General features: G+C 41.7%; 9 protein-coding genes, 2 tRNA genes and 1 pseudogene. 4 read left to right on the top strand and 8 right to left on the bottom strand.

All coding sequences use genetic code 11. From position 1 onward, the window contains the following. Nucleotides 1-40 precede the first annotated feature (40 nt). Nucleotides 41-113 (top strand) — tRNA-Lys (locus BQ5903_RS00995). A 255-nt stretch (nt 114-368) separates the two neighbouring features. Next, complete coding sequence (locus BQ5903_RS00990; RefSeq protein WP_010495282.1) at nt 369-1,184, top strand: ZIP family metal transporter; 816 nt, start codon at nt 369-371, stop codon at nt 1,182-1,184. Between the two features lie 198 nt (nt 1,185-1,382). Here BQ5903_RS00990 and BQ5903_RS00985 read toward each other — a convergent pair whose 3' ends face one another. The 4 genes from BQ5903_RS00985 to BQ5903_RS00970 form a co-directional block, all read right to left on the bottom strand. Beyond that, nucleotides 1,383-2,390 carry a D-2-hydroxyacid dehydrogenase gene (locus tag BQ5903_RS00985; RefSeq protein ID WP_010495284.1) on the bottom strand — a complete coding sequence of 336 codons (1,008 nt, stop codon included), beginning with the start codon at nt 2,388-2,390 and terminating at the stop codon, nt 1,383-1,385. Between the two features lie 14 nt (nt 2,391-2,404). Continuing rightward, nucleotides 2,405-3,574: a pyridoxal phosphate-dependent aminotransferase gene (locus tag BQ5903_RS00980; RefSeq protein ID WP_079578429.1), complete on the bottom strand. Its 1,170-nt coding sequence runs from the start codon at nt 3,572-3,574 to the stop codon at nt 2,405-2,407. A 153-nt stretch (nt 3,575-3,727) separates the two neighbouring features. Continuing rightward, nucleotides 3,728-4,414, bottom strand: a complete 687-nt coding sequence (locus BQ5903_RS00975; protein ID WP_079578427.1) for an amino acid ABC transporter permease — start codon at nt 4,412-4,414, stop codon at nt 3,728-3,730. 117 nt (nt 4,415-4,531) lie between these two features. Beyond that, nucleotides 4,532-5,356: a transporter substrate-binding domain-containing protein gene (locus BQ5903_RS00970; RefSeq protein WP_079578425.1), complete on the bottom strand. Its 825-nt coding sequence runs from the start codon at nt 5,354-5,356 to the stop codon at nt 4,532-4,534. Between the two features lie 209 nt (nt 5,357-5,565). Between BQ5903_RS00970 and BQ5903_RS00965 the strand changes: the two are divergent. Both BQ5903_RS00965 and BQ5903_RS00960 read left to right on the top strand, forming a co-directional pair. Continuing rightward, nucleotides 5,566-6,135: pseudogene (locus BQ5903_RS00965) on the top strand (GNAT family N-acetyltransferase). Between the two features lie 117 nt (nt 6,136-6,252). Continuing rightward, nucleotides 6,253-6,325: transfer RNA gene (locus BQ5903_RS00960), tRNA-Lys, on the top strand. 211 nt (nt 6,326-6,536) lie between these two features. Here BQ5903_RS00960 and BQ5903_RS00955 read toward each other — a convergent pair. The 4 genes from BQ5903_RS00955 to glpK form a co-directional block, all read right to left on the bottom strand. Continuing rightward, complete coding sequence (locus BQ5903_RS00955; protein WP_079578423.1) at nt 6,537-7,778, bottom strand: ISL3 family transposase; 1,242 nt, start codon at nt 7,776-7,778, stop codon at nt 6,537-6,539. 233 nt (nt 7,779-8,011) lie between these two features. Further along, complete coding sequence (locus BQ5903_RS00950; RefSeq protein ID WP_010495299.1) at nt 8,012-8,326, bottom strand: NADPH-dependent FMN reductase family protein; 315 nt, start codon at nt 8,324-8,326, stop codon at nt 8,012-8,014. A gap of 147 nt (nt 8,327-8,473) precedes the next feature. Beyond that, complete coding sequence (locus BQ5903_RS00945) at nt 8,474-10,231, bottom strand: FAD-dependent oxidoreductase (RefSeq protein WP_010495301.1); 1,758 nt, start codon at nt 10,229-10,231, stop codon at nt 8,474-8,476. A 54-nt stretch (nt 10,232-10,285) separates the two neighbouring features. Continuing rightward, complete coding sequence (gene glpK, locus BQ5903_RS00940) at nt 10,286-11,809, bottom strand: glycerol kinase GlpK (protein WP_079578421.1); 1,524 nt, start codon at nt 11,807-11,809, stop codon at nt 10,286-10,288. Between the last annotated feature and the right edge of the window lie 14 nt (nt 11,810-11,823).

Here is an 11,823-nt window from a genome sequence, read left to right as displayed (position 1 = left end):
TAAACTTGGCATAATGGTAGATGGTCATTTTATATGATTCGGGCGGTTAGCTCAGTTGGTAGAGCAACGGACTCTTAATCCGTGGGTCCAGGGTTCGAGCCCCTGACCACCCATGGGTGCCAAACCCGCGAGAAGCAGAACTGTTGGTGCGAAATGCATTTGGAAAACAGATCTGGCTTCTCTTTTTTTTTGCTTAAAATTAAGTGGTATTGACCTAGCATTTAGTCTAAGCTAGCAGTCAATGCTCTTTTTGCTTTGCCTAATCTTTTTATTAAATCTGTCAAAGAATATTGGACTCTCGTCTTAATTATTTGTTATATTGGAGTTGGAATTGTTTTCAAATAACGAACTTTTTGGGAGGCGGTTTTATGCTAACTTGGTTTGCCGAAGCAAATCCTATTATCCAAGCGACTCTTGCTGGTATTTTCACCTGGGGATGTACAGCGGTGGGTTCGGCGATTGTATTCTTATTCAATGATGTGAACCGTAAGTTGCTAGATATCATGAACGGTTTCGCCGCCGGTATCATGATCGCGGCCAGTTTCTGGTCACTGCTAGCACCATCGATCGACTACGCTAAAGCTGGCGGTTACGGTAACTGGTCCTTCGTTCCGGCAGTTGTTGGTTTCTTGTTTGGTGGCGGTTTTTTACGGATCATTGATGCGGTGGTCCCCAATATGGACTTCGCTAGCAAAGAAGGAGTTGAAGGGCCTAAAACCTCACTTTCTCCAACGACCTTATTGTTTCTTGCAATTACAATTCATAATTTTCCCGAAGGTTTATCTGTCGGAGTTGCGTTTGGTGCTGGGGGAATGGGATTAAGCTCTGCTACTCTACAAAGTGCCTTGATCTTGGCCTTAGGGATCGGGATTCAAAACCTCCCAGAAGGATCTGCTTTATCAATGCCGATCAGATCAGGTGGGTCCAGCAAAGCCCACGCTTTTAATCTGGGCCAGGCTAGCGCTTTAGTCGAGATCGTCGGAGCAACATTAGGTGCTTGGCTTGTAACCCAAGTTACGATCATCTTACCATATGCCTTATCATTCGCAGCCGGTGCGATGATCTTCGTCTGTGTAGAAGAATTGATCCCAGAGTCACAGACCAATGGAAATAACGACCTTGCTACACTGGCATTGCTTTGTGGTTTTGCTTTAATGATGGCACTGGATGTCGGACTGGGCTAAATCAGCTAGATAAATTTGAGAAGGATCTTGAAACGATAACGTGAGCAAGCAAGACGCAGCATACAACTAAAATATGTACCATAACTTGAATTGACTGACATCACAAAAGCTAGGAATACCAAAAGAAAGTGTCCCACGATCATTTGATTTTCACGTCAAATGACTATGAGACACTCTCAAGGTTTATTCCTAGCTTTTTTATTTTTCCGGTAACCCTATCTCGTGTTGACCATGCTTGCCAGCGATGATCCTCAGCGCGTCTTCTAACGAAATTTCAACCATATTTTTTACAGCAATATCTGTATAAAAGCCAATATGTGGGCTAACTGTTGCGTTATCCAGTGATAACAGTTCGTTGAGCCAGCTATTAGGCTGGTCTTTATGCGAAAAGTCTTTGCTAAAAATATTCGCTTCATTTTCGATCGTATCGATCCCGGCTGCCGCAATATCCTTATTTTTTAAAGCTGCCAATAAAGCGGGCGTATCAGCCACCGCACCACGTGAAGCATTGATAAATATTGCGGATGGCTTCATCGCTTTAAATGCAGCCTCATCAACCATATGATATGTGGAGGATAACAGTGGTGTATGCATTGTGACAATATCAGCTTGTTCAAAAACGGTTTGTTGATCCACGTAAGTAAGCACACTGTTTAATTCTGGACGATGAATCGGATCTGAAGCAATGATATTAGCACCTAGGGCTTTAAAGACACGAGCGACTTCGCTGCCTATTTTACCAGCACCAATAATTCCGACCGTTAACTCATGGATCTCATGTGCTTGCAGATTATCCCAGGTAAAATCATTATGACTTTCACGCTGAGCAGCAACATTTAAATGTCGTAATAACCACATAGTATGAGCTAAGACTAACTCTGAAACAGAACGCGGTGAATATGCAGGAACATTAGTGATGGTCAGATCATTAGCAGCTGCTTCCTTCAAATCGATCGTCTCATAGCCTGTAGTACGTAAAGAAATTTGCTTGATCCCAAATGAATGCAACTTTTGGTAGACTTTTGGATCATCGATCAAATTATCTTGTTGGATCAAAAGACCATCATAACCCTTGACCAGATCCACAGTCTCGGGTGTGAGCGTTTCTTTGTTAGTATCGATCACAATATCAGGATGACTTGCCTGCCAGTTCTTGATCACGTCAACTTCATCATCCAAAGAATTAAACATCAATAATTTAGTCACTCTTAAATTCCTCCCTATTTAACCGTTTGCTGGTCAGCAAAACTTAAAGCGTTAAAGCCGACAACCGCTTTTTTCAACGTTTCCATGTTTTGTGTTGCAGCGATCCGCACAAAACCACGTCCTCCTTGTCCAAATGCCTGACCAGGAATGACTAAGATCCCAGCTTGCTCAAACAAGTAGTCGCTAAATTCAATATCATCCATTCCTGAACCAGTGATATCCAAAAATAGGTAAATACTGCCAGCGACCGGGATTGTTTTAGCCCACGACAGCTTATTCAGCTCTTTACTTAAATAAATCAGGCGTTTGCCAAATTCATCTTGTAATGGTGCAGCCAGTTCATGAACATTTTGTAACCCATAAGTACCCGCAACTTGCGCCATGCTTGGAGCTGTGTATGTCACACCTTCATTTAACAGGCCGGCCGCTGTGATCAGCTCTTTTGGTGCCAACATATAGCCGATCCTAAAGCCAGTCATCGCAAAGACCTTAGACAAAGAACCCGTAACGATAGTACGTTTGGGGGCTAAGTTTTCAAGCGGTATAAAAGTCCGTTCATTAAAAACATACGGCCAATAAACTTCATCTGCGATCAGATACAAATCATATTTCTCAGCAAGAGTGACAATATCTTGCAAGACCTTTTGATCATACACTGCTCCCGTGGGATTATTAGGTGAATTGACTAGGATCACCTTAGTCTTGGGAGTAATAGCGGCCTCGATATCTTCTTTTTGCGGCTGAAAATTATTTTCGGCTTTGCAAGTGACAAAAACTGGTTTGCCATGAAACTGTTCAACTTGAACTTTATATGGTGCAAAGTATGGTTCAAAAATAATCACTTCATCTTCAGGATCAAGTAAAGCTCCAAAAGCCAAGTCCGTAGCGTGACTGGCACCAACGGTCGTACGAACATTATCTAAACCATAATTAGAGCCAAAATGCTGGTTATGGAAATTTACGATCGTTTGCAAATATCGCGGATCTCCATCCGAAGCAGTGTAATGAGTGTTTCCTTCCAACATTGCTTGGGTCGTTGCATTAACGATTGGCCTAGGAGTATCCATATCAGGGTCTCCGATCGATAAGTCGATCACATTTTTCATTAAAGCCGCCGTTTTCCCAATTTCGGCCATAATATTTTTAGCAGGATCTCGAAATAATTTTGCTACTGGTTTTACCATGATTTTCCCCCTCAAAATGTAAAGCAGCGTGAAGCATGGGCATTCAGAAAGCCGCTTAGGTCCAGCCTTCTACCATGCAAAACTCGACTATAAAACAGGACTGTGCAAGCGTAAGGATCTAGATACTATGAGCTTTAAGCTGATAGTATATTTTTATGCGGCTATCTCATATTTTTTGCCCATTCGCTTCTCGAAGATCTCTAAGATCCAGGCCATAACGCTGGTCAAGATCCAATAAATCACAGCTGCCACGAGCAATGGAGCGATGTAGTCGTAAAGAGTGCCGCCGACACCCAATGCTTGGGCCGTAACTTCTTGCACACCGATATAAAACAAGACTGATGACTCCTTGATCAATGTAATAAACTCATTGCCTAAAGCAGGCAGAATATTGCGAACTGCCTGGGGCAAAATGATAGAAAATAAAGTCGTCCGTTCGCTCATTCCTAAAGAAAGTCCTGCTTCCATCTGACCAGTGGGTACTGAGATGATCCCGGAACGGAAAATTTCAGAAGTATAAGCAGCCGAGTTTAATCCTAAGGCGATCGAGCCTGGGATGATCCGGTCAAGCCCTGAACCCAAAACTTGCACCTGCGAAATTTCTAAGCCTTTTGAAATTGAGTAATAGATCAACATGACTTGGATCATCGAGGGAGTCCCTCGAACAATCGAAACATAGATCCGTGAAATATATTGCAGGATTTTAAGTTTAGACCGCCGTAACAAGACCAGTACCAATCCTAACAGGATCCCTAACAAGATCCCAATGATCGAAATAATGATCGTCAATCCTGTTCCCTGTAAAAACAACTTATAATATTGTCCTAAAAAATCAAACATATTCTTCCTCCAAATCTTATGCACTTTCGTAGCCGAAAAGACTATAAAACATCACATTGAATGCTCTATAGTCTAATTTCACAGTACTCAATGAAAAAGCAGTACCTTGACCTGCCATTATTTGTTTTCAGCTTGCAGTGTTTGTGCTTTCTGCAACATCTTGTCGAGTTCGCCGCTCTTCTTTAACTGAGCAATAACTTTATTAACTTGTGTGATCAATTTCTTATCAGATTTTCTGGTTGCAACATTAATGTTTTCCAGATCCTTTGGTGTTTGTAATTTGGCTGGTGCGATTTCGTAATCATTCGGGAAATTCTTGACGTAGTTGTCAGCAACCGTATTTTCCACTACTACTGCGTCTAGCTTGTCCTTCTTCAACTCTGTCGTTAAGGCCGTGACTTTCGATTCAGAAACAACATTAGCACCTTTCATCTGGTCTTTAGCGATCGTTTCTTGAGTCGTTGTTTGTTGCACCCCTACGGATTTATTCTTAAAGTCTGTATCTGCTTTCTTATACTTGTTAGCTTCACCTTTTTTGACCAGCACTTGGTTTTTGATCTTAAAGTAACTATCAGAAAAACCAACTTGCTTTTTACGTGCTTTAGTCGAGACCATTCCAGCCATTACCATGTCAACTTTGTTATCTTTTAATTCTGACACAAGTGAAGGAAATTCTGTGTTGACAATTTTTAGCTTAACACCCAATTTGTCGGCAATCTTTTGCGCGATCATAATGTCATACCCAACGATTTGTTTTTTACCATTTTTGACGATCGGAAATTCAAAGGGAGCATAGTCTGCCGATGTCCCGACAACTAAAGTCTTCTTATCCTTGATCTCCTGAACACTATTATCTGTATCTTTCTTACCGCAAGCTGTCAAGACCAGACAAAATACTGCCAAAAATGCTAATACTATGTAAATCTTCTTTTTCCCCTTCATTTGTGAACATCCTCTTTCGTTTTTTAACCTGTCTTTAATTTCTATGTTGACAAGCATACTGTATTTTATTTCATTTTTCAACCCATTTTTGATTATTTATGCAAATTTGTCCAAAATTATTCATTATTTTCCCTGAAATTGTAATTTTTAGAGAAAAATTGTATATTTTAACTAACAATTTGAACTACCATAATTATTAAAAGAAGGTGATGCCTGTGAATGGTACTCAACCTTTAACAACAAACCACCTCATTTTAAGAAGATTAGCCATCAGTGATGTACCTGCCATGTTCGCTAACTGGGCTAATGATCCACTTGTCACCAAATACTTGACCTGGCAGCCCCACCAAAATATCTCTATTACAAAAATGGGGCTCAAATGGCGTGAAAAGCAGTACCAAGACCCCGCCTTTTTTGACTGGGGGATCGTGATCAAAGACACAGACGAATTAATTGGAACTATTACAGTTGTAAATCAAGACAAAGCCCAAAAAACTATGGAAATCGGTTATTGTTTAGGAAAAAAATGGTGAGGTCAAGGCTTCGCGGCAGAAGCATTGATAAAAGTACTCAACTTTTTATTCACATACACAGCTGTGGAGCGCATAGAAGCTCGCCATGACACTAATAATCCTAATTCTGGAAAAGTAATGAAAAAAGCCGGCATGGCCTTTGAAAAAATATTGTATCAACATGGGACCAATAATAATGGTGTGTGTGATGAAGCTGTCTATTCTATTTTGAGAACAGACTCTACGGCTAGTACCAACGCAGTTTAAACTAATCATCGCGTCTTTTTTCCCCGATATTTTTTACGTTGTTAGTTCAAAAAAAGCTTGCATTCATTTCAATTTATTGCTATTATAATTATTGTTGGTGTTACGTAAAACACATATGGGCGGCTAGCTCAGTTGGTAGAGCAACGGACTCTTAATCCGTGGGTCCAGGGTTCGAGCCCCTGGCCGCCCATCACTTTAAATGATCAGCAGTAATTCCAAAGTTATTTTGGGACTTTGTCAAATAGTGTTGATGGCCCATAGAATTCTATCTTTATGGTAGGGTTCTTTTTTTACTGCCATAGCTAGATTAAAGTGTTTGGGTTGGGAGGCAGGTGCGGGTCCGAAGCGTAGCGAAATGGGCCCGCACCTGCCTCCCACAGTGTTGACCTAAATTTTTTATCTTAGGCATGGATCAATTTGATGCGGATAAAGAAATGCCTTAAGTTACTGAATCCGTAACAGCTACGTTTAAGTTCTTTGATCTTGCGATTGATCCCCTCTAACGGCCCATTAGAGTAGTCATAGAGACAAGCGTTCCTGATCCCTAAGTAGTTCTTTTGAATGGTCCTCATGACGGTATCCATTTCAGTACCATTGGGACGGTAGTTCATAACTAATTGTTGTAAAGTAGCCCGATCGCGGTTGCGAATAAAGGTTAAGATCGTTTGATAGGTCTGATAGTTTTCTGCGAACTGTGGAAAATTCTTGAGTCCCAGATCGACCACATTTTGGGCAGTCGTGTATTCATTTAATCCCCGATAATATTTAACCTGGGAGGTCTCAAGTTGATTTTCAGCTAAGTGGAATAAGCGCCAGTTGCTTTTTAAAACTTTATAGTTGCGGTCGTGGTGGTCGTTGATCCCTTTTAAAACACGCAGCCGTTCATGGTCAAGTGCCCGACCCGCTAACTGAACAATATGGAAACGGTCAAAGACGATCAGTGCGTTAGGAAAAAGACGACGGACGAAAGTCTGATACTGCGCATTCAGATCCATGGTCACCAGTTGAACTTTTTGACGCTCAGAAAGTGTATAAGTATTGGTGAAATACTCGCGGATCGTCTGCGAGAGACGATCTGGCAATAAGGCGACCAAATCATGGGTTTTTGCGTCAATGCAGATAAAAGAAAAGCAGTTCTTAGTTGAACGAAATTCGTCAAAGCTGAGAGCTGTCGGCAGCTCTTTTGGCGTTACTAAAGCCCGCTGATCCTTATACAAGATCCGTTGAACCGAGGAAGCTGAGATCCCCACGGCCTGGCTGATCGTCTTGACTGGCAGTGAGTTCTTAGCTAAAGTCGCGATTTCGTGGACTGCTTGGCGGGTGATCGAGTGCCGAGGCGGAGCGAGCTGCGTCTGCGCGCTAAAAGTATGGTGGCAAGTTCGGCACAGATAACGCTGTTTGCGCAGGTTCATGCGGAGCGGTTGTTCACCTAGGCTGGGCAGTTTCATCTTGGTCAGGCGGGTCCCATTCTGAACAAGATTCGTGGAACCACAATTAACACAGCGTTCGACGGGGTAAGTCAGCGTAGCTGAAAGCAGTTTTTCGTGAACTCCGGCCTGTGAAAAATCAGTACAAGCTGAAATTTTGATATTTGGGTCTTGGATATTGAGTAAATTTAGGATAGAATCAGTTTGGGACATCATTTATACCTCGCTTTGATTTGGTTTTATCGCTTTAATCGTAGCATATGAGGACAAATGATGTCCTTTTTTGTACAAAAATAGTGCTGATGATTTTACCATCAACACTAAAAAGTGTAGACCCGTTATTTTGGGATTACTGCTTTTTTAATATTAAAAATTTTTTGTTAGCTAAAAATCACCCCATCCAAAAGACGAGGTGACAGTGAGTTATTTGCGGAGTTGGCACACATTATTTATTTTGTTGCTTCAATAAATTTATCTACTTCTGCAAGTTGGTTATCGTTCAGATCTGATTTTATTTTCGGAGCAAATCCATGCGGAAACATAGTATCTTTACCGATCCTAACGCCGTTTTCCTTCAGTGCAGACATCAATTCTTTTTTGATGGAAAAAACACCGCCTGAAGTTCCAAACATAAATACTTCACCAATTTGACTTGGATCAAGCTCCTGAGCGAATTTTTTTAATTCAGGATACATCTTACCGTGAACGGCCCCGCCCAAGTATAATTTATCGATCTGCCCCGTCAGAGGTTCCTCAACGGACAAAGCTTCTACACCTAATTTTTTCGCCTAGAAGTTTAGCAACTTTCTTCGTATTACCTGATTTAGAACAATACCTAACTGCGATCAATTAATTCTCCACCTTTATTTAATAAACATTTCCAACCACAAGCTTCTCTCTTCATTTAAAAGCTATTTTGCAGCTTTAACTTCTTGCTTGAGTTCTACCAACATGGATTCTTGGATAACGTCGTCTAATTCTTTTTCTTGACGAGCTACTTCATCGTCATCCCAGTCAAAGTACTTAGTCATTTCTTTGATAACGGCTGGAGCCACGATATCCAACTTGTCACTCTTGAATAAAATGTGATAAGTCCGCCGCATGAGATAATCAACAGCTGATAATGTCATTTCTTCATCAAGTGAATAGTTTAAAGCAGCAGTTTCTCCCAAACTCAATCCCTCTGCAGGTCGGATAACCTTTGCGCGTTGGAAAATATTATGAGCGTTGGAACCAAACAAACTTGCAATTTCATGAGCTTCATCCTTGGCCAAACCGACTTTAATGCCTTCTTTAGCGATCTCATCCAAAGCATCTTCTGCGTGATCTGAATCAAAATCTCCACCTGAAACCTTGATCTGTGCTGAATCTTTTAATTCAAAGCTTTCACCAAATGAATCTTTCAAGGCAGCAACGATCATATCCATTGCACCATTAGCCATTACCCGGTAGTCGGTCAATTTACCGCCAGCTAATGTGATCAATCCATCATCCGCCATCTTCAACGAACTTCCACGAGAAACTGCTGAAGGAGCTGAAGTATCACTGGCATCACTAGCGCCTGAAACTGCATCAACTTCCTCTTCTTTTCCTTCGTCTTCAGCAGCAACTAACGGACGAATACCTGCCCAACTTGCTTCAACGTCATCAATTGTTAAATGCGCACTTGGATATTTCTTGTTAATGATCTTCAACAAGTAGTCAACATCAGATTGGTCAACCTTAGGATTTTCCAAATCGCCATCGTAATCTGTATCGGTTGTACCAAAGTATGTCTTACCTTCTCGTGGGATAGTAAAAATCATGCGCCCATCATCTGTACCCGAACCAAAGTAGGTTGGTTGTGGAACGCTTAAACGTGACTGGTCAACAACTAAATGGACCCCTTTTGTCGGACGCATTTGCGACTTTTTGGAGCTCTTATCGTCTGTGCCACGCACCAAGTCTGACCATGGACCAGAAGTATTGATCACAACATTGGCCTTGATCTCAAATTCCTCGTCTGTTAATAAGTCTTTGACACGGGCACCGTTCACTTTACCATTTTCATCATGCAAGATCTCAACACACTTGACCCGGCTGAGCATTATTCCGCCTTCATCATGAGCCTTCTTAATATTTTCAACTACCAAACGGGAGTCGTTGTTTTGGTAATCTAAATAAACGCCCGCGCCTTCCAAGTTTTCAGAGTTCAATTGCGGTTCGCGTTTCAATGCTTCAGCTTTATCGATCGTATAGTTAGCATATCGTGTTAATGGTGAATCACCTTCGATACCTGCCAGATGATCATAAAGATCCATTGCAACTTTAACAGAAAACATTGTAAAGGTCGTCCCAGGTTCGTCATAGATCGGCAACAACATTGGATCAGCTTGGGTCATATGAGGAGCAATATGCTGTACTACAGCACGTTCTTTAACAGTATCTGAAACAACTTGCACATCGAAATTCTTAAGATAACGAATACCGCCATGAACTAAACGTGTTGAGCGTGAGGAAGTTCCAGCGCCAAAGTCTTGCATATCTATCAAGGCAGTCTTCATTCCTGCGGCACTAGCTTGAAGAGCAACACCTGCTCCTGTAATACCGCCGCCGATGACTAACAAATCAAGCTGTTCGTTTTTTAACTTGGAGATCTCTTGTTTTCTTGTTTCGATTGAAAATGACATAAATTTCTCTCCTTTATTATTGGCTGAGTTTTCTAAACAGTTATTTCCTATTCTTTATTGGTCTTCATCCGGAGAATATGGTTCAAATGAGAATGTTTGCGCAGCGGCCACTGCCGATTGCCAACCCGAATATAAGGTTTCGCGTTCAGCTGCTTTCATTTCTGGTTTAAATACTTTACCGCCAGTCTGGATCTTCTTGATCTCGTCAAGACTATCCCAGAAACCAATACTCAAACCAGCTAAGAATGCTGCACCTAAGGCTGTAGTTTCAAGGTTGGCCGCCCGATCGATCTCAGTGCCTAAAATATCTGCCTGGAACTGCATGAGATAATCATTCTTAGCTGCACCACCATCGACTTTTAACTTAGGAATGTCTATCCCAGTGTCCTTTTGCATCGTATCCACAACATCTCGACTTTGATAAGCTAACGATTGCAGAGTGGCCTTGATAAAGTCATTACGTGAAGTGCCTCGAGTTAAACCGAAAACAGCACCTCTGACATCAGAATCCCAGTATGGAGCACCTAAGCCGGTAAAGGCTGGTACCACAAAGACTTCATTGTTGCTGGTCGATTCTTTAGCGGCTGGTTCTGAATCTGGCGCAGTTTCTATCATTTCCATTTGATCACGCAACCACTGGATCGCAGAACCAGCAACGTAGATACTACCTTCAAGTGCATAATTGACTTGACCATTGATCCCATATGCGATCGTTGTTAATAAATTATTAGCTGAAAGCTTTGGTTTAGTCCCGGTATTCATTACCGTAAAAGCACCTGTCCCGTAAGTGTTCTTGACCATTCCTGGTTCAAACGCCAACTGACCGACTAATGCCGCTTGCTGGTCACCTGCCATCCCGGAGATCGGGACCTGACTGCCATAGAAATGGTAATCGATCGTATTACCATAAACTTCCGAATTGGAACGAACTTCAGGCAACAGCTCAGCTGGAATATGCAACAAGTCTAAGATCTCTTGATCCCACTTCAAGTCAAAAATATTGAAAAGCATCGTCCGACTGGCATTAGAATAATCAGTAACATGAGCTTTGCCGCCTGTCAGTTTCCAAACAAGCCACGTATCGATCGTTCCAAACAACAACTCACCGTTTTCTGCCCGTTCTTGCGCGCCTGGTACTTGATCAAGGATCCACCGGATCTTGGTAGCGGAGAAATATGCATCAGGGATCAAGCCTGTTTTTTCATGGATCATGTCCTTATAACCATCAGCAATTATTTTATTAGCTAATGGAGCCGTTTGCCGTGATTGCCAAACAACTGCGTGATAAATTGGTAAACCCGTCTTTTTATCCCAGATCACTGTAGTTTCACGCTGATTAGTAATTCCGATCCCAGCGATTTGATCTGGTTTGATGCCCGAGTTGATAAAAGCGTTTGCAATTGTTGACTGCACTGAAGTCCAAATTTCATTTGCATCATGTTCTACCCAACCAGGGTTGGGAAAATATTGTCTAAACTCTTTTTGAGATTCTGCAACTTTTTGGCCATCATGATCAAATATTATTGCACGTGTACTTGTCGTGCCTTCATCGATCGCTAGTAAATATTTCTGAGCCATTATGTTTCCTCCTC

The organism is Ligilactobacillus acidipiscis (genome assembly GCF_900116935.1).
Taxonomy (GTDB): domain Bacteria; phylum Bacillota; class Bacilli; order Lactobacillales; family Lactobacillaceae; genus Ligilactobacillus; species Ligilactobacillus acidipiscis.
Note: the sequence above shows the minus strand (reverse complement) of the source record. Positions and strands in the feature narration are given on the sequence as shown.